The organism is Streptomyces sp. NPDC058274, from assembly GCF_042881375.1.
GTDB lineage: Bacteria > Actinomycetota > Actinomycetes > Streptomycetales > Streptomycetaceae > Streptomyces.
In genome coordinates, this window is sequence record NZ_JBHVXW010000001.1 from 716,474 (window position 1) to 734,917 (window position 18,444).

An 18,444-nucleotide genomic window follows, 5' to 3' on the forward strand; every position below is an offset into this window, starting at 1 on the left:
GACCGGAGGCCGCCATGACCACAGAAGCCCCCGTCCGTGATCCGGAGGCGCGCGGACTGCCTCTGTCGGTCGTGCTGCTGGCGCTGACCGTGGTCAGCGGATTCATCGACGCGGTGAGCTATCTGGGTCTGGGGCACGTCTTCACCGCGAACATGACCGGCAACGTCGTGGTGCTCGGCTTCGCGGCCGCGGGCGCGCCCGGCTTCTTCGCACCGCACTCGCTGACGTCCCTGGGGGCGTTCCTGGTGGGGGCGGCGGCGGGCGGCCGGATCGCGGTGCGGCTCGGCGGGGGGTCGCGCCGTTTCTGGGCCCGGATCACGCTCGCCGCCGAGGCGGCCCTGGTGGGCGTGACCGCCGTGGTCGCGTTCGCGGCGCCGGACGCGGCCGGCACGACGTACACCCTGATCGCGGTCACCGCGTTCGCCATGGGTCTGCGCAACGCGACGGTCCGCCGGCTGGGCGTGCCCGATCTGACGACCACCGTGCTGACGATGACCCTGACCGGGCTCGCCGCCGACTCCCGGCTGGCCGGTGGCGCGGGCCCCCGTTCCCCGCGCCGTTCGGCCGCGGTGGTCGCGATGCTGGCGGGCGCCCTGCTCGGCGCGTGGCTGGTGCTCCACCACGGTCTGGGCGTCCCGCTGCTGGTCGCGGCCGCGGCCACCGCGGTGCTGGCCGTGACGGCCTCGGGCCGCGAATGAGCGCCGTAACGACCGCGAGCCCGTGACACCCTCCGGCCACCGCTGAGCGCCGTAACGACCGCGAACCCGTGACACCCTCCGGCCACCGCCGAGCGCCGTAACGACCGCGAACCCGTGACACCCTCCGGCCACCGCTGAGCGCCGTAACGACCGCGAGCCGCGCATGAGCCCGTGACCGCCTCAGGCCGGAAAGGTGCGCCGGTCCGGCCGGCTCGTCACAACCGCTGGATGATGGTCCCGGTGGCCAGCCCGCCGCCCGCGCACATCGTGATCAGCGCGAACTCCTTGTCCCGGCGCTCCAGTTCGTGCAGGGCGGTGGTGATCAGCCGGGCTCCCGTCGCCCCGACCGGGTGCCCGAGGGCGATCCCGCCGCCGTTGACGTTGACCTTTTCCAGGTCCTGCTCGAAGACCTGGGCCCAGCTCAGCACCACCGACGCGAAGGCCTCGTTGATCTCGACGATGTCGATGTCCTTCAGCGACATGCCCGCCTTGCCGAGGACCGCGCGCGTCGCGTCGATCGGTCCGTCGAGGTGGTAGTGCGGGTCCGCGCCGACCAGCGCCTGGGCGACGATCCGGGCGCGCGGCCGCAGCTTCAGCGCCCGCGCCATCCGCTTGGACGCCCACATGATCGCGCAGGCTCCGTCGGAGATCTGCGAGGAGTTGCCCGCCGTGTGGACGGCCGTCGGCATCACCGGCTTCAGCCGGGCCAGTGCCTCCATGGAGGTGTCGCGCAGCCCCTCGTCCCGGTCCACCAGACGCCACATGCCCTGGCCGGCGGCCTGCTCCTCCTCGGTGGTGGGCACCTGGACGGCGAACGTCTCGCGCTTGAAGCGCTCCTCGGACCAGGCGTTCGCCGCCCGTTCCTGGGAGATGAGCCCGAGGGAGTCGACGTTCTCGCGGGTCAGCCCGCGGTTGCGCGCGATGCGTTCCGCCGCCTCGAACTGGTTGGGCAGGTCGACGTTCCACTCGTCGGGGAACGGCTTGCCCGGACCGTGCTTGGATCCCGAGCCCAGCGGCACCCGGGACATCGCCTCCACACCGCAGCTGATCCCGACGTCGATCACCCCGGCCGCGACCATGTTGGCGACCATGTGGGAGGCCTGCTGCGAGGACCCGCACTGGCAGTCGACGGTCGTCGCCGCCGTCTCGTACGGCAGGCCCATCGTCAGCCAGGCGATCCGCGCGGGGTTCATGGACTGCTCGCCGGCATGGGTCACGGTGCCGCCGACGATCTGCTCGACGCAGTCGGCGTGGATACCGGTGCGGCCGAGGAGTTCACGGTAGGTCTCGCCCAGGAGATAGGCGGGGTGCAGATTGGCGAGCGCGCCACCGCGCTTGCCGATGGGCGTGCGTACGGCTTCGACGATCACGGGTTCCGCGGCCATGGGGGCATCGTCCTCTCCTAGGGTCCGTGCGGCGGATCTTGCGGTTCCGTCCCCACCGCGCCTGGACACAGAGCTGAGCGGGGTGTGGTGCGTGCAGCTGCAAGGCGGAGGAGGGAGTCATGGCGGAGCCATGACGACCGACGACAACGCCGCAGACGTGCGTGCCACACCCCGCGACCCACCGCACGATCCGCCGGACAGACCCTGGGGCCTGTGCGGCGGATGGGCCCTGGTGACCCGCGCAGCGGGGCGTCCCGGCCCACCCACCACGCAGAACTAGAACGCGTACCAGTTCTGCATGCAGTGTGCTGAGCGGAGACCCCGCGCCGCAAGGGTCGTGCAGCCCCGGAAGTCGCGATCTGCGCGAGTTCCGCACGCAATTGGGCCTGCCGCACCCCTTGCCACTTGTAGAACCCGTTACTACCTTCACGGCAATTCCCGGTTCCTGATGGGCCGTCAGAACCCGCACCGCCAGAACACCAGGCGCGAGATCCGGAGTTGCCGATGCCCTGTCCAGCGCTGCCCGACGGGTTCGATTTCACCGACCCCGATGTGCTGCACCACCGCGTTCCCCTCCCGGAGTTCGCCGAGCTGCGCCGGGCCGAACCGGTCCACTGGATCCCGCAACAGCCCGGCATCGCCGGGTTCGAGGACGACGGCTACTGGGCCGTCACCCGGCACGCGGACGTCAAGTACGTCTCCACGCATCCGGAGTTGTTCTCCTCGTACCTCAACACCGCGGTCATCCGCTTCAACGAGCGCATCCAGCGCGAACAGATCGAGGTCCAGCGGCTGATCATGCTCAACATGGATCCGCCCGAGCACACCCGGGTCCGCCAGATCGTGCAGCGCGGCTTCACCCCGCGTGCCATCCGCTCCCTCGAAGCGACCCTGCGTGCGCGTGCCCGCTCGATTGTCGAGAGCGCCCTCGCCGGTGCCGCGCCCGACGGTTCCTTCGACTTCGTCACCCAGGTCGCCTGCGAACTGCCCCTCCAGGCGATCGCCGAGCTCATCGGTGTGCCCCAGGACGACCGCACCAAGATCTTCGACTGGTCCAACAAGATGGTGGCGTACGACGACCCGGAGTACGCGATCACCGAGGAGGTCGGCGCCGAGTCGGCCACCGAACTCATCTCGTACGCGATGAACATGGCCGCCGACCGCAAGCAGTGCCCGGCCAAGGACATCGTCAGCACCCTGGTCGCGGCGGAGGACGAGGGCAACCTCGCCTCCGACGAGTTCGGCTTCTTCGTGCTGCTGCTCGCCGTCGCGGGCAACGAGACGACCCGCAACGCCATCACGCACGGCATGCACGCCTTCCTCACCCACCCCGACCAGTGGGACCTCTACAAGCGCGAGCGCCCGAAGACGACCGCCGAGGAGATCGTCCGCTGGGCGACGCCCGTCGTCTCCTTCCAGCGAACCGCAACCCAGGACACCGAACTGGGCGGGCAGCAGATCAGGAAGGGCGAACGCGTCGGCATCTTCTACTCCTCCGCCAACAACGACCCGGAGGTCTTCGAGGGCCCCGAGACCTTCGACATCACCCGCGACCCGAACCCGCACCTCGGCTTCGGCGGCGGAGGCCCGCACTTCTGCCTCGGCAAGTCCCTGGCCACCCTGGAGATCGACCTCATCTTCAACGCCATCGCCGACGCGATGCCCGGCCTGCGGCTGGCCGGCGACCCGCGCCGGCTGCGCTCGGCCTGGCTGAACGGGGTCAAGGAGCTCCAGGTCACCCGCGGCTGACCCACCCGGGCCGGCGGCCTCCCGGCACCACCGGCCCGTCCCGAGGGAGGCAGGGGCACCCCACGCCCGGCCCCTGCCTCCCCCGAGAGCAGTAACGCGGAGTTCCGGACAGCCAACCAGCCTTCTACGGTGGGCGTCTTCACGGTGACTGAGCTCAACCGCCCGGAACGGAACGCGATCTGTGCCGCCCACCCTCGAGACCACCGCCGGGCCGTCCGCCCGGCGGCCCGCAGCACGCCGGACCGCTCTCCGCTCCTGGCGGCCGCACCCCGTCCCGCTGCTGGCACTGGCCCTCGCCGTCCCGCTGTACGCGCTGTGGGCCGCGTATCTGGGGACGGGCGGCGGTGACCTCGCGGCGCAGGTGGCCTGGCGCGACTTCACCGGACAGCATCCGGGCACGCCCTACAACCTCTCCTGGTACGGCGGCATCCACGTGGCGAGCTACAGCCTGCTGTCGCCCTGTCTGATGGCGGTCCTCGGGGTGCGGACCGTCACGGTCATGGCCGGGCTCGCCGGGTCGTGGCTCGCCGCGTGCCTCTTCGTCCGCAGCGGGATGCGACGGCCGCTGTGGCCCGCCCTGCTGGCCACGCTCACCCTCTGGGCCGACGTGGCCTCGGGGCGGTCGACCTTCGCGCTGGGCACCGCCGTCGGGCTCGCCGCCTGTCTGGCGGTGACGGGTCCGGCCCGGCGGCCTGCGACGGCCGCGGTGTGCGCCGCGCTGGCCACCATGGCGAGCCCGGCGGCCGGGCTGTTCCTGCTGGTCGTCGGCGCGGCCCGGCTGCTGACCCGGGAGTTCGCCACCGCCGCCGCACTCCTCGCGCCCCCGGTCGTGGTGATCGGGGCGACGAGCCTGCTGTTCCCGCTCGACGGTGTGCAGCCGATGCAGACCGACGACATCTGGAAACCGCTGCTCTTCGGCGCCGTCCTCGCCGTGGCGGGACCGCGAGAGTGGCGCGCGCTGCGCCGGGGCGCCCTGGTCTACATGGCGGGGATCGTGCTGACGGTGCTGATCGACTCGCCGGTCGGCTCGAACGTCGTACGTCTCGCCGAGCTCTTCGCCCCGCCCGCGCTGCTCGCCGCGCTCCTGGCGCCGGGGCTGCACGCCGTACGGCGCGTCGACGCCGTACGGCGTCTCGCCCTGGCGCTCGCGCTCGCCCTGTCGGTGAACTGGGTGGCCCAGCACACGGTCCAGGTACTGAAGATGTCGACGCCGGTGCCCGCCTGGGCGACGCACACCGAGGGCGTGGTCGCGGCACTGGACCGGCTCGGGGCCGGCCGCACCCGCGTCGAGGTCGTCCCGGCCGTCAACCACCGCGAGACCACCGCCCTGGCCCCGCACGTCGACACCGCGCGCGGCTGGAACCGCCAGGTGGACGTGGAGCGCGGCGCCCTCTTCTACGACGGGTCGTTCTCCGCGCGCACCTACCGCGCCTGGCTGGACCGCTGGGCGGTGGGCTTCGTCGTCCTGCCGGAGGCCACCCCGGACTGGGCCGCCGAGGACGAGGCCGCCCTGGTGCGCTCGGGCCCGGCCTGGCTGGAGCCGGTGTGGCGGGACGCCCACTGGCGGGTCTACCGCGTCCGGGACGCGACCGCGCTGGTCTCGGGGCCCGCCTCCGTCGTACGGGCCGGCGCCGCGGCGCTGACCGTGCGCGTCGAGGAGCCGGGACCGGTCACCGTCCGGATCGCCTACTCGCGCTGGCTGCGCACCGACGGCGGCTGTCTGGAGCGGGCCGGACAGTGGACCCGGCTCCGGGTGAGCGAGCCGGGCGAGTACCGGATCAGCTCTTCGTACCGACTGCCGTGGCAGGGGGGCTGCTGACCGACGGGTCCCGCTCCCGGCCCGGCGGCTCCGCGGTGACGGCCGCCGCCCGGGGCCCGGACAGCAGATAGGTGAGCCCGAAGCCCGCGCCGATCACGGCCGCGCCGCCGACCGCGTCCAGCACCCAGTGGTTGCCGGTCGCGACGATGGCGGACACCGTGAGCAGCGGATGCAGCATGCCCAGCGCCTTCATCCACCACTTCGGGGCCAGTACGACGATGACGATGCCGCACCACAGGGACCAGCCGAAGTGCAGCGAGGGCATCGCCGCGTACTGGTTGGTGACCGCGGTCATCGCCCCGTAGTCCGGCTGGGCGAGGTTCTGCGCGCCGTGCACGGTGTCGATGAAACCGAGGCCCGGCATCAGCCGCGGCGGCGCCAGCGGGTACAGCCAGAAGCCGGCCAGGGCGAGCAGCGTGCCGAAGCCCAGCGCGGACCGGGCCCAGCGGTAGTCCGCGGGCCGGCGGGCGTAGAGCACACCGAGGATCGTCAGCGGCACCACGAAGTGGAACGACTCGTAGTAGAAGCTGAAGAAGTTCTCCAGCCACGGGACCTGCACGATCGCGTGGTTGATGCCGTGCTCGACGTCAATGAAGAGCGCCTTCTCCAGCGAGTGGATCTCATGGCCGTGCTTCTCCGCGGCGGCGCGTCCACCGGTCGCCGCGAGCCGCACGGAGGAGTACGCGGAGTAGAAGACGCGGATCAGCAGCAGTTCGAGCAGCAGACTCGGCCGGGTCAGCACCCGGCGCCAGAACGGGAGCAGCGGCACCCACCGCAGCCGGGCCGGACGGGCGGGCGCGTACTGGGTGGGGGCGGGCGCGCGGAACGTGGGCGACTTCAGGGACAGGAACGGGACGGCGCAGGAGGCGGCGAGCGCCACGATCAGGAGGACGTTCTCCCGGACGGGATACATCACCGGCATGTTCGGCAGCAGCGCCTTGGCGGGCAGGGTCATCGCAAGGACGACGGCGACCGGCCACACGAACCGGTCCGAGACGCGCCGGCCGGCCCGGCCGACCACCGCGAGCAGCACCCACAGCAGCTGGTGCTGCCAGGTCGTCGGGGAGACCGCGACCGCGACACAGCCGGTGACGGCGACGGCGAGCAGCAGCTGTCCGTCGCGCGCGTAGCGCACCGCGCGGCGCAGGCCGACGACCGCGACGGCCGCCCCGAGGACCAGGAACAGGCCGATCTCCAGCGGCCCCTCCAGGCCGAAGCGCAGCAGCGCGCCGTGCAGGGACTGGTTGGCGAGGTCGTCGGCCTGACCGCCGAGCCCGACGCCCGCCAGGTGGTGCACCCAGTAGGTGTACGAGTCGTGCGGCAGCGCGGCCCAGGCGAGCAACGTGCTGGCGGCGAAGGTGCCGCCGGTGGCCACGGCGGCACGTCTGCGCCCGGTGAACCACAGCAGCGGCGCGAAGAGCAGCACGGTCGGCTGGAGCGCCGCGCCGATCCCGATCAGGACCCCGCTCGCGCGCTCCCCCCGGACGGCGAAGCAGCCGAGCAGGACGAGCAGCACCGGAATGATGCTGGTCTGGCCGAGGTAGAGGGTGTTGCGCACCGGCAGGGAGAGCATCAGCAGGCTGATCGCCACGGGCGCCGCCAGCAGCCGCGAGCGCCGGGTCACCGGCTGCGGCAGGGCGCGCGCCACGATCAGGCCGAGCGCCACGACGAGCAGCAGCGTGCCGAAGGTCCAGCCCCAGCCGAGGGCCTGTTCCGCCGAACGAGTGAGGGGCTTGAGGACGAGACCGGCGAACGGGGTGCCGGTGAACTGCGTCGAGTCGTACAGCGAGCCCTTCACGTGCAGGACGCCGTTCGGGCCGACCCAGGTCTCCAGGTCCGTCAGCCGGTCGCCCTTCGGCGTGCCGAGGACGGCGGTGACCTGCCGTACGGCCAGGACGGCGGCGATCAGCCAGAGGCCTGCGCGGGCCGCTTCCAGTCGTGCCCGTGCGGTCCCGGCCGGCCCTGTCCCGAAGGCAGCCTCCGGTCGCCCTCTGCGCTCCGCATTCGCCACGCCGCGTCGGCCCTCCCGCCCCGTCAGTCACGCCCGTATGTCCGTGTCCGAACCCTATGAGGCTCGCATTCCCCCTGGGGAGAGACGCAGGCAACCCCCGCTTCACCTGGCGTCCGCCCGCCTTTTGTCCGGATGACGATAGTGGGCGGACGGTCCGGTTCCTTCCACGGGCCGCGACAAAGATCACAATCAGCCGTCCGAAAAGTGCCCCTCGGACCCGCCGTCGCGCCTGGTTACGCGGCATTTATGTGCACTGTGCGGTGGGTCGTGCACGCCACGTGAGAGCGGTGAGAGCCCCTATCGTCGGTTTTCGGCCCGCTTCGACAGGGGCCCTGTCCTTGTCCCCGTCGAAAGGCAGGCGAGCGGAATCTTGCCGACCGTCACTCCCGTCGCTCCCGTCGTATCCGCCGCGCCACCGGCCCCCACCGGGCCGGAGGTCACCGTCACCGACCCCGCTCTGGTGAAACGAGCCGTCAAGGCCGCCGCACTCGGCAACGCGATGGAGTGGTTCGACTTCGGTGTCTACAGCTACATCGCCGTGACGCTGGGCAAGGTGTTCTTCCCGTCGGGCAACCCCACCGCGCAGCTGCTCTCCACGTTCGGCGCGTTCGCCGCGGCCTTCCTGGTCCGCCCCCTCGGCGGCCTGGTCTTCGGCCCTCTCGGTGACCGCATCGGCCGTCAGAAGATCCTCGCGGTCACCATGATCATGATGGCGGCGGGCACCTTCGCGATCGGCCTGATCCCGTCGTACGGGACCATCGGCGTCGGCGCTCCCCTGCTGCTGCTCGCGGCCCGCCTGGTGCAGGGCTTCTCGACCGGCGGCGAGTACGCGGGCGCCTCCACGTTCATCGCCGAGTACGCGCCGGACAAGAAGCGCGGTTTCTTCGGAAGCTGGCTGGAGTTCGGCACACTCGCCGGTTACATCGGCGGCGCCGGCCTGGTGACCCTGATGACCGCCCTGCTGTCCAGTGCCGACCTGCTGTCCTGGGGCTGGCGCATCCCGTTCCTGATCGCGGGCCCGATGGGCATCATCGGCCTCTATCTGCGGATGCGGCTGGAGGAGACCCCGGCGTTCGCCGCCGAGCTGGAGAAGGCCTCCCGCAAGGAGAAGGACCGCCCCAGGGTGCCGCTGCGCGCGATGGTGAGCGGCCAGTGGAAGGCGCTGCTCCTGTGCATGGGCCTGGTGCTGGTCTTCAACGTCACCGACTACATGCTGCTGTCGTACATGCCCAGCTATCTGACGAGCGAGCTGAAGTACGACGAGACGCACGGTCTGCTCGTCGTCCTCGGCGTGATGGCGCTGATGATGGTCGTGCAGCCCTTCGCGGGCGCCCTGACCGACCGCGTCGGGCGCCGTCCGGTGATCGCCGCCGGCTGCGCGGGCTTCCTCGCGCTGTCCGTCCCGGCCATCCTGCTGATCCGCCAGGGCAGCCTGCTCGCCGTCGCCCTCGGCATGGGCGCGCTCGGTCTGCTCCTGGTCTGCTTCACCGCCGCGATGCCGGCGGCGCTGCCCGCGCTCTTCCCGACGAAGGTCCGCTACGGATCGCTCTCCATCGGCTTCAACGTCTCCGTCTCGCTCTTCGGCGGCACCACCCCGCTGGTGGTCACGGCGCTGATCGGGGCGACCGGGAACATGATGATGCCCGCGTACTACATGATGGCCGCCGCCGTGATCGGCGGTACGGCGGTGTGGTTCATGACGGAGTCGGCCGGCAAGCCGCTGCCCGGGTCCGCGCCCGCGGTGGAACCGGCCGCGGACGCGCGGGCCCGCTGATCCACTGATCCGCCGCCCCGGAACCGCGGCCTCCGCCGCGCGCCGTCCGGTGGCGCCTTCAGCGCGCTCCGTCCAGAGGTGCCCGCGCCCCTCGCGCGGGCATCTCCGCCGATCGGCTGACCCGGTGCGGTCGCCCGGCAAAGACGCTGACAACCGCCCATACGCACGGCTATATTCCTTAGCGGAACTAGTTAGCTCCTCTAACTAGATACGAAAGGCATTGGTGCATGAGCGAGTCACAGCTCTGGAACGACGTCGACGACTACTTCACCACCCTGCTCTCCCCGCCCGACGAGACGCTGACCGCGGCCCTGCGCGACAGCGAGGCGGCCGGGCTGCCGCCCATCAACGTCGCGCCGAACCAAGGCAAGTTGCTCCAGCTCCTCGCCCAGATCCAGGGCGCCCGCCGCATCCTGGAGATCGGCACGCTCGGCGGCTACAGCACGATCTGGCTGGGCCGCGCGCTCCCCGCCGACGGCCGGCTCATCACCCTGGAGTACGACACCACGCACGCCGAGGTCGCCCGCCGCAATCTCGCCCGCGCCGGCCTCGACAAGATCTCCGAGGTGCGGGTGGGCCCGGCCCTGGAGTCGCTGCCCAAGCTGGCCGACGAGCACCCCGAGCCCTTCGACCTGGTCTTCATCGACGCCGACAAGGTCAACAACCCGCACTACGTCGAGTGGGCGGCCAAGCTCACCCGCCCCGGCAGCCTGATCGTCCTCGACAATGTGGTCCGCAGCGGCCGGGTCACCGAGGCGGGCAGCGACGACCCGAGCGTGCGGGGCACCCGGGCCGCGCTGGAACTGTTCGCCTCCCACCCGAAGCTGACCGGTACGGCGATCCAGACGGTGGGCAGCAAGGGGTACGACGGGTTCGCGCTGGCGCGGGTGCTGGCCTGAGGGTGCCAAGCCGCGCCGGGCCTCACGCCTCGTGGTAGAAGCCGACGTTCACACTGCGCGGACCGGTGCGGTCCTGGATGACCAGCTCCCCGGAGCCGCCCTGCGGCAGCTTGGCCGTCCCGCCGTACGGAAGCGGCTGCGGCGGGAATCCGGCCAGCGTCAGCCGCACCTCGGACGACGGGTCGGGGTGCGAGCCGCGCAGCCAGCTGACCTGCCAGGTCCCGTCGGGACCGCACAGGAACTCCAGATGGACCCGGGAGACGAACAGCCAGTCGTCCGGCGTCGCCAGCCGGCACACGGCCTTGTCCCGGCCCAACCGCAGCACGGCGCCCGGGTCGCTGGGCGCGTCGGCCATCAGCATGCCGGCCGTCGCCCCGGCGTCCGCCCCGGAGACCGAGGCCATGGTGAGTTCGAGCACGTGCGCTCCTTCGGGTCCAGCGGGTCGTGACGATCCAAGTGTCCTTGCGCGGAGCGTGGTTGGCGCGCCGCCGCCGCATGATAGATCGCACCATCGTGCCGGCGGGCGAAGTCCGGCACACTGGACACATGACCGAGCGCAAGCCACCGGGCGTCAGCTTCGAGACCTGGGTCGACAAACAGATCCGCGAGGCGGAGGCGCGCGGGGAGTTCGCGGAACTCGCCGGCGCGGGAAAGCCGCTGCCGAGCATCAGCAGCACGTCGTACGACGAACTGTGGTGGATCAAGCAGAAGATGGCCCGCGAAGGACTGTCGGTGCTGCATCCGACACTGGCCCTGCGCAAGGAGGCCGAGGACGCGCTCGCCGCGGCGGCGGCCGCCCCCTCGGAGCGCGTCGTCCGCCGGATCGTCGAGGACATCAACGCCAAGATCCGCGAAGTGATGTTCAAGCCGCCGCCGGGACCTCCGCTCGGCCTCAAGCCGTACGACGTCGAGGAGATCGTCCGCGACTGGCACGAACGCCGGGCCGACTGACACCACACGCCACACGGCGAGGCCGCGCCCCGGGAACATGGTCCGGGGCACGGCCTCGCTTCGCGCGGTGGCCTCGCCTTACGCGGGGCGGTCTCGCCGTGGGTGACGCGGGCCGCCGTGGGTGACACGGGCCGCCGTGGGACAAGTGCGGCTTCACCGCGTGCGGTACGCATCGCTGCGAGCAGTGCGCGCCGCTGCGGGCATTGCGCGCCGCTGCGAGCAGTGCGCAGCGCTGAGTGCGGTACGCATCGCTGAGTGCGGTGCGCATCGCCATACGCGGTGGTGGCCGCCGTGGGGTGGCGCGGGCCGCCGTGGGACAAGTGCGGCTTCACCGCGTGCGGTGCGCAGCGCTGAGTGCGGTGCGCATCGCCGTACGCGGTGGTGGCCGCCGTGCGCGGGGCGGTCTCGGCGTGGGCGGGTGTTGGCCGCCCGCCGTACGCCGGGCGCGGTCGCGTCAGGTGTGCAGCAGCCGTTCCGCCATCTCGCGGTAGTCCCGCAGGGCCAGCCGCAGTTGTTCGGTGTCGGTCTCGGTGCCCTTGCTGTCGCCGGCCCGCTGCCAGGACGCCTGGAGTGTGCGGCGGCGCTGGGTGATCGCGTCCGTGAAGCGCGCGGCCACCTCCTCCAGCACCTGGTCGGCCTCCTCGACGGCCGTACGGGGCCCGTCCACGAAGCCGCCGACGGCGTGCTGGAGCCGCAGGGCGAGCTTGTCGGACTCGTCGTGCGCGAGCAGCGGCCCGCCGTGCCCGTGGGTGCCCTCGCGGCCGGCCGTACCGGTGCCCTCGCGGGGGACCCGGGTGATGCCTTCGCCGCTCGCCGGGGAACCGGCGTCCACACCGAGCCCGGTGCCGGTGCCCTCGCGGACACCAGGGGTGACCCCTTCGGCTGTCCTGGCGCGCCCGCCCTCACCGAGCCCTGTTCCGCTGCCCTCACGGACCCCGGGAGTGGCGCCCGCGGCAGTGGTGGCGCGACCGCCGTCCTCGCCGAACCCCGTGCCGGTGCCCGCGCGGGCGGCCCTGGCGCGTCCTTCACCGGCCGCGCCGGCGCTCTCGCCGACGCCCGTCGCGGACCGCCCCGCGAGCGGGCCGGTGGCCTGCGGCCGGGCGCTCGCCGCGCTCCCGCGATCCGTGGCGCCGCGACCCTCGTCGCGCGCCGCGGTACCGGGGCCTGGAGTACCCGTCGTACCCGCGGCCTCGTGCGCGGCCGCGGCCTCCCGCGTCTCGGCGGTCTCGCGTCCTGTGACCGCCTCGGCCTGCCGTGCCTTGCTCCTGCGGTCCGCACCGCCGTCTGATGTCACATCTGGCATATCCGTCAACTCCCCTTGGCGTGGCGCCTGTTGAACGTCCACGGCGCATGACCGCGGGAACCGGGCGCAGCCGGCTCCGGGTCGTCCGCGGCCCGCTCCGTCTGCTGCGTACCGGTGTCCGCGCCGCGCTGGACGGTGTCCTTGCGGTGGGTGTGCTTGTGGTCGGATGTCATGAGGTCCTCGAAGAGCGCGCGGGCCTCGACCAGGGCCTCACGCAGCTCCTCCGTACCGGAGCCGTTCTCGGCTGCGGCGGTGTCGGAGCCGGCGTGCACGGCCGAGTGGACCCGGCGGTAGCCCTGGACATGCCGCGCGTGGTGCACGGAGAGGGCCTCGACCTGCTCCTCGTGTCGGCCGCCGTCGGGGAAGCCGCGGGCTCCCGCGAGTTCGCCGATCAGCCGGTCGGCCTCGGTCACCGCGTCCCGCGGTGAGTCGACGAAGCGTTCCTGGACGGCGGCCCAGCGGGCCTCGTACTGCTGGCGGGCCGCGGGCTCCAGCGGCGTCTCGCGCAGCGAACCGTGCCGCTTCACCCGCTCGGTGAGGTCGCGCTCGGCGGCCTTCGCGTCACCGTCGTGCCGGGCGACGGCACGGTCGTACTCGGGCCCGAAGCGCCGCTGCAGGCTGTGCCCGCCCTGCGGCCTGCGGGCTCGGAGGGTCAGGGCGGCCGCGACTAGGGCAACGGCCGCCACGATCACGATCAGAGCGATGATCACGCCTGTGGACATGGGTGCCTTCCGGAGTTCTCGACCCAACGGGCCGGTTCTCCGTCCGGGTTGCCCGCGAGACGGTCCTCAAACGGCGCCCGGCCACCGAGCGCGCCGCGCGAGGGCGTACGCGGGCCGCTCGCGCCGCCGCGGGACACCTCGCGTCGAGGCAAATCCAGTTGCGGGCGGGGTGCGGGACATCGTGAGAATGGCCGGCATGACCCGGACCACCGCCTGGACCATCGCCCCCGAACCCTTCGACTCGCCGGTCGCCGCCGCGCTGTGGCGGGCGTACTACACGGAGGTCAGCGACCGCTGGTACCAGCTCCACGAGGGCCGCCCGACCGAACCCGGCGAGCTGGAACGGGAGATCGCCGCGGACACCGGGGAGTACCTGGCCCCGCCCGGTGGCCTGCTGCTGGTGGGGCGGTACGACGGTGAGCCCGCCGGCAGCGCGGGCCTCCGGCTGACGGAGCCGGCCACCGCCGAACTCACCCGGGTCTTCCTGTACCCGGAGATGCGCGGCAGGGGCGGTGCCGCGCTCCTGGTGCGGGCGGCGGAGGACGCGGCCCGCGGACTCGGCGCCGAGCGGATGGTGCTCGACACCCGCACCGACCTGGTGGAGGCCCGGACCCTGTACGCGCGCCTCGGCTATCAGGAGACCGCACCGCAGCACACCCGCGCCTACGCCGAGCACTGGTTCACGAAGCCGCTGACGGCCTGAGTCCGCTCAGGGTTCGAAGCCACCGCGGGCGAACCGGGTCACGCGAAGCCGCCGCGCGGCCGCTTCACCTCACCGTCGTGCGGGCGCTCCGCGTCGGAACCGCACAGCTCGGCGTTCAGCTCCTCGACCAGCTGGACCAGGTCCGTCGGGCGGTCCGGGCCCCACCAGTCCCCCAGCAGCTCGGCCAGGGACTCCTCACGGGCCTTGGCCAGTCTCCCGGCGACCTCACGGCCCCGGTCGGTGAGGATCAGGTCCACGCCCTCGCGGGTGGCGAGGCCGCGCTCCTCCACCTGACGGGCAGCGGCGAGCACGACGTTCAGCGGCACGGGGCTGCGCTCGGCCAGCACCCCGGGCTCGACCCGGCCGTATTTCTTCACGCGCAGCAGCACCCAGCTCGCGGCCGGGAGCAGGTCGTAGCCCGCCCGCGCGGTGATCTTCTCGTAGATCTCACGGCGCCCCTCGCGGGTGCCGAGGACCGACAGCGCCCGGCACACCTCGTCGTACGAGGACCGTTCGACGGGGTTGCTGGCCAGCGTCTGCGTCACGTCCGGTGCGGTCACGGAGCCCCGCAGCCGGTCCTCGCGCAGGAACCAGGCGAGTACGAAGCCGACGAACGCGACCGGGGCCGCGTACAGGAACACGTCCGTGATCGACGAGGCGTACGCGTGCAGCACCGACGGGCGGAGCGAGGCCGGGAGCCCGGCGATGACCTTCGGGTCGGACTTGAGGGCGTTCGCGTCGAGGCCCGCGGGCAGCTGCTGTCCCCTGAGCGCGGCCGTCAGCTTGTCGCCGAGGCGGCTCGCGAAGATCGTGCCGAAGATGGCCACGCCGAAGGAGGCGCCGATGGAGCGGAAGAAGGTGGCGCCGGAGGTGGCGACGCCCAGATCCTCGTACGAGACCGCGTTCTGCACGATCAGGACGAGGACCTGCATCACCAGGCCGAGGCCGAGGCCGAAGACGAAGAAGAAGGCGCTCATCGTGGCGGTGCCGCTGTTCTCGTCGAGCTGGTGCAGCAGGAGCAGCCCGAGGGTCGTGACGCCGGTGCCCGCGATGGGGAACACCTTCCAGCGGCCGGTGCGGCTGACGATCTGGCCGGAGGCGGTGGACGAGATCAGCAGGCCGAACACCATCGGCAGCATGTGCACGCCGGACATGGTGGGCGAGATGCCCTGGACGACCTGGAGGAAGGTCGGCAGATACGTCATCGCGCCGAACATGGCGAAGCCGACGACGAAGCTGATGACGGCGGCGAGCGTGAAGGTGCGGATGTGGAACAGCTTCAGCGGCAGCACCGGTTCGGCCGCCCGGCGTTCCACGGCGGCGAAGGCCACGGCCAGCACCACCGCGAGGACGGCGACACCGATCAGCTGCGGCGAGGTCCAGCCCCACGTGGAACCGCCGAGTGAGGCGACCAGAATCAGACAGGTCGCGACCGCGGCGATGAGGAAGGTGCCGAGGTAGTCGATGACGTGCTGGGCGCTGCGCCGCGGGATGTGCAGGGCGGTGGCGATCACGGCGAGCGCCACCACGCCGACGGGCAGGTTGATGTAGAAGACCCAGCGCCAGCTCAGGTGCTCGGTGAAGAACCCGCCGAGCAGCGGCCCGAGCACGCTGGTCGCACCGAAGACGGCACCGAACAGGCCCTGGTACTTGCCGCGTTCACGCGGCGAGACGAGGTCGCCGACGATCGCCATGGACAGCACGATCAGCCCGCCGCCGCCCAGCCCCTGCAGGGCACGGAAGGCGATCAGCTCGGGCATGTTCTGCGCCATGCCGCACAGCGCGGACCCGATCAGGAAGATCACGATCGCGGTCTGGAAGAGCTTCTTGCGGCCGTACTGGTCGCCGAGCTTGCCCCACAGCGGGGTCGCCGCGGTCGACGCGAGCAGGTACGCGGTGACGACCCAGGACAGGTGCTCAAGGCCGCCGAGGTCGCTGACGATGGTCGGCAGCGCGGTCGACACGATCGTCTGGTCGAGGGCGGCGAGCAGCATGCCGAGCAGCAGCGCGCCGATCGACACGAGGACGCTGCCGTGCACCTGGCCCTCGGGCGCCGGGCCCGGGCTCGCCACCGCCGCGTCCGTGCCCTGCACGTCCCCGGTCATACGGACCTCCCATGGGCCCCTGGATCTCGGTCAGCTTCCATCCTGGTCGGTGTGTCCAGTTATGGCCTGTTGAGTCCTCCGCGGAGGCCGGTAATCCCAGGGAGCCGGGGAGATTCCGTGAGGGCGGTCCGGATATTCTCTGGAATCCGTGAGGGGGAGGGACCACACGTGAGCGGACCGAAGGGATCTGTCTGCCCGGAGTGCGGAACGCACCGGGAGCCGGACGGCACACCGTCCTGCGCGTGCACCCAGCGAGCCTCCGACGCCCTCCGCGACGCCCGCACCGCGGACGCGGCGGCAGCGGAGGACTTCGATCCCCTGCGCATACGGCCCTATGTGGACGTCGGCGGAACGCCAGACGTCCACGTTTCCGGTACGCCCCACGCGAGCCGTGACGAGACGAGCCGGGGTGAGTCCGAGCGGACGACGCCCCTGCCGAAGGCGACGCCCGGACCGGAACCGGAGGAGGCCCGGCTCCCCCAGGAACAGGCCCCTGCCACCGTGGCCTCCGGCGCCGCGTCCCCGCCCCCCGGCGACCGGCCCCGGCGCCGTATCGCACTCGTCGGAGCCGCCGGAGCCGTCGTGGGCGTCCTGGCCGCCGCGGGATTCGCGAGCGGTCTGCTGTCGTACGACTCCCCCGAGCGGGACAGCGCGCTGCCGGACTCCGTACGGGAGAGCGTGCCGGAGCAGTCCCCGGCCGGGACCGCCTCGGCACCGGCGTCCCGGAGCGCGAGCCCGACGGCCCCGGCAACCGGGACGACATCCGGCACCGGCCCGTCGCCCTCGGCAGCACCGTCCGGTACGTCGGCGACGCCCTCGCGGCCGGCCACTCCGACGCAAGCACCGACGACCGCTCGCGCCACCGGTTCGGTCGGACCCCCCACCGACACCGGCCAGGACAAACGCGGCGCCCAGGTCCTGCGACCCGGCGACCAGGGCCCCGAGGTCACCGAACTCCAGCTGCGGCTGACCCAGTTGGCCCTGTACATCGGCACCCCCGACGGCACCTACGACAACCGGGTCGAGGAAGCCGTCCGCCGCTACCAGGGGGCCCGCGGCATCACCGCGGACGAACAGGGCGTGTACGGCCCGGCCACCCGAACGGGCCTGGAGTCGGAGACGGCGGAGCCGTGAGGCCGTTCCCCGCCAGTGGCGCGGCCAACGCCTGAATACCCGGTCAGGCGCGCCGAGTTGGGGCATGCTGGGGTGCGCTCGCGCGCTCTCCCTCGGTGGCAGGAGGCCGGTCGGTGTTACGCATTCACTTCACGACGGAAGACCTCGCCCGGATACGAGTGGCCACCACGATCGGCGTGGCAGCGGAGGTCTACTACAGCCTGGAGCTCCTGAGAGAGAACCGGGAGCTTCCACACTTCCGCACGTGGCGGTCGGCGGTCGCGGGCCGGATGGGAGCCGACACGCGCCCCCTGACGTCCCTGGTTCCGATGCGAGGTCCCGGGCTTGATCTGCTGGCCCTGATGGGCGATGTGCCCTCTCTGGACCACGCCGTGGACAACCTGCTGCACGCCCCGGCGTCCCGGCTGCGACGCGAGTTCGAGGGTCTCCACTTCCACCCCGGACACCTGCCCTGGGCCAAACGGGTGTCCGAGGGCGACCGTGACGCGCAGCGGGAGCTCGCCGAGGCCGTGCGCGCCTGCCATCGGCTGACCGTGGAGCCCTTCTGGCATCGAGGGCGGTCCGAACTGGTCGCGCTGTCCACCCGTTTCGCGAACCTGGTGCTGGAGGGAGGAATCGATCTGCTGCTGCGTTCGGTCTGCGCACCACTGGTCCGCTGGCGTCCGCCGGTGCTGGAAGCTCCCTACCCGCGCCGAGTTGAGGTACGTCTGCGGGGCAGAGGACTGCTCATCACGCCCACGGTCTTCTCGAAGCACCCGGTGAGCTTTCTGTGGGACCCGCTGGATACCGCCCAGCCACCCCGACTGACCGTGCCGGCTCTCCGTCGGCCGCTGACCGGCACCGGCCCGGCAGAAGCGGACGGCTCCGCCGTGCGGAACCTGGAGTCTCTGCTCGGCCGCACGCGAGCCGCCGCCCTGCAGGTGACAGCAGAGGGCTGCACGACGAGCGAGTTGGCCCGCCGTCTCAACGTCACGGCCGCAGCGGCCAGTCAGCACGCGACCGTGCTACGGAACGCGGACCTCATCACCACCAGCCGCCGAGGCGGGTCCGTGCTGCACCTCATCACCCCCCTCGGGGTGGCCCTGCTGCAGACCGGTGCCGTGACACAGCCGTGAGGTCCGAGGACGCCCCGGCGCCAGACCGGTGCACGCGGTGCCGCCCGGCGCGGGTGCCACCGGACACTCGTGCCGA

Annotated in this window: 15 protein-coding genes; 9 read left to right on the forward strand and 6 right to left on the reverse strand. The window is 72.2% G+C overall.

All coding sequences use genetic code 11. The annotated features are described in order from the left end of the window. The first annotated feature begins 14 nt into the window (after positions 1–14). The gene (locus ACFVYF_RS03195) at positions 15–698 is read left to right on the forward strand and encodes a YoaK family protein (RefSeq protein ID WP_389449906.1); all 684 of its coding nucleotides are present in this window, start codon (positions 15–17) and stop codon (positions 696–698) included. 215 nt (positions 699–913) lie between these two features. Here ACFVYF_RS03195 and ACFVYF_RS03200 read toward each other — a convergent pair whose 3' ends face one another. Further along, on the reverse strand, positions 914–2,083 hold the full coding sequence (locus ACFVYF_RS03200; protein WP_389449909.1) for a steroid 3-ketoacyl-CoA thiolase: 1,170 nt from the start codon (positions 2,081–2,083) through the stop codon (positions 914–916). Between the two features lie 504 nt (positions 2,084–2,587). Between ACFVYF_RS03200 and ACFVYF_RS03205 the strand changes: the two genes are divergently transcribed. Continuing rightward, positions 2,588–3,832, forward strand: coding sequence for a cytochrome P450 (locus ACFVYF_RS03205; RefSeq protein ID WP_389449912.1), 1,245 nt, complete (start codon positions 2,588–2,590; stop codon positions 3,830–3,832). A gap of 181 nt (positions 3,833–4,013) precedes the next feature. After that, positions 4,014–5,651: a hypothetical protein gene (locus ACFVYF_RS03210; RefSeq protein ID WP_389449915.1), complete on the forward strand. Its 1,638-nt coding sequence runs from the start codon at positions 4,014–4,016 to the stop codon at positions 5,649–5,651. Here ACFVYF_RS03210 and ACFVYF_RS03215 read toward each other — a convergent pair. Beyond that, the gene (locus tag ACFVYF_RS03215; RefSeq protein WP_389449918.1) at positions 5,611–7,662 is read right to left on the reverse strand and encodes a bifunctional glycosyltransferase 87/phosphatase PAP2 family protein; all 2,052 of its coding nucleotides are present in this window, start codon (positions 7,660–7,662) and stop codon (positions 5,611–5,613) included. The two genes, ACFVYF_RS03210 and ACFVYF_RS03215, sit on opposite strands and share 41 nt — an antisense overlap. A 370-nt stretch (positions 7,663–8,032) precedes the next feature. Between ACFVYF_RS03215 and proP the strand changes: the two genes are divergently transcribed. Together proP and ACFVYF_RS03225 are read left to right on the forward strand one after the other, a co-directional pair. After that, complete coding sequence (gene proP, locus ACFVYF_RS03220) at positions 8,033–9,436, forward strand: glycine betaine/L-proline transporter ProP (RefSeq protein ID WP_389449921.1); 1,404 nt, start codon at positions 8,033–8,035, stop codon at positions 9,434–9,436. Between the two features lie 227 nt (positions 9,437–9,663). Beyond that, positions 9,664–10,335 carry an O-methyltransferase gene (locus tag ACFVYF_RS03225; RefSeq protein WP_389449924.1) on the forward strand — a complete coding sequence of 224 codons (672 nt, stop codon included), beginning with the start codon at positions 9,664–9,666 and terminating at the stop codon, positions 10,333–10,335. Between the two features lie 22 nt (positions 10,336–10,357). On the opposite strand, the gene ACFVYF_RS03230 is transcribed toward ACFVYF_RS03225, so the two are convergent. Next, the gene (locus tag ACFVYF_RS03230) at positions 10,358–10,753 is read right to left on the reverse strand and encodes a hypothetical protein (protein WP_389449926.1); all 396 of its coding nucleotides are present in this window, start codon (positions 10,751–10,753) and stop codon (positions 10,358–10,360) included. A gap of 128 nt (positions 10,754–10,881) precedes the next feature. Between ACFVYF_RS03230 and ACFVYF_RS03235 the strand changes: the two genes are divergently transcribed. Beyond that, positions 10,882–11,286, forward strand: coding sequence for a DUF1992 domain-containing protein (locus ACFVYF_RS03235; RefSeq protein ID WP_389449929.1), 405 nt, complete (start codon positions 10,882–10,884; stop codon positions 11,284–11,286). Between the two features lie 454 nt (positions 11,287–11,740). Here ACFVYF_RS03235 and ACFVYF_RS03240 read toward each other — a convergent pair whose 3' ends face one another. Together ACFVYF_RS03240 and ACFVYF_RS03245 are read right to left on the reverse strand one after the other, a co-directional pair. Next, the gene (locus ACFVYF_RS03240) at positions 11,741–12,589 is read right to left on the reverse strand and encodes a hypothetical protein (RefSeq protein ID WP_389449932.1); all 849 of its coding nucleotides are present in this window, start codon (positions 12,587–12,589) and stop codon (positions 11,741–11,743) included. A 5-nt stretch (positions 12,590–12,594) separates the two neighbouring features. Continuing rightward, positions 12,595–13,311 (reverse strand): hypothetical protein, encoded by a 717-nt coding sequence (locus ACFVYF_RS03245; RefSeq protein WP_389449935.1) that lies wholly within the window; start codon positions 13,309–13,311, stop codon positions 12,595–12,597. 187 nt (positions 13,312–13,498) lie between these two features. Between ACFVYF_RS03245 and ACFVYF_RS03250 the strand changes: the two genes are divergently transcribed. Then, complete coding sequence (locus tag ACFVYF_RS03250; protein WP_389449938.1) at positions 13,499–14,014, forward strand: GNAT family N-acetyltransferase; 516 nt, start codon at positions 13,499–13,501, stop codon at positions 14,012–14,014. A 38-nt stretch (positions 14,015–14,052) separates the two neighbouring features. On the opposite strand, the gene ACFVYF_RS03255 is transcribed toward ACFVYF_RS03250, so the two are convergent. Continuing rightward, positions 14,053–16,119 (reverse strand): DHA2 family efflux MFS transporter permease subunit, encoded by a 2,067-nt coding sequence (locus tag ACFVYF_RS03255; protein WP_389449941.1) that lies wholly within the window; start codon positions 16,117–16,119, stop codon positions 14,053–14,055. Positions 16,120–16,287: 168 nt separating this feature from the next. Here ACFVYF_RS03255 and ACFVYF_RS03260 point away from each other — a divergent pair, with 168 nt between their 5' ends. Further along, entirely contained in the window at positions 16,288–17,253 is a 966-nt protein-coding gene (locus ACFVYF_RS03260; protein WP_389449944.1) for a peptidoglycan-binding protein, read from the forward strand. 113 nt (positions 17,254–17,366) lie between these two features. Then, positions 17,367–18,368 (forward strand): ArsR/SmtB family transcription factor, encoded by a 1,002-nt coding sequence (locus ACFVYF_RS03265; protein ID WP_389449947.1) that lies wholly within the window; start codon positions 17,367–17,369, stop codon positions 18,366–18,368. The last annotated feature ends 76 nt before the right edge of the window (positions 18,369–18,444 follow it).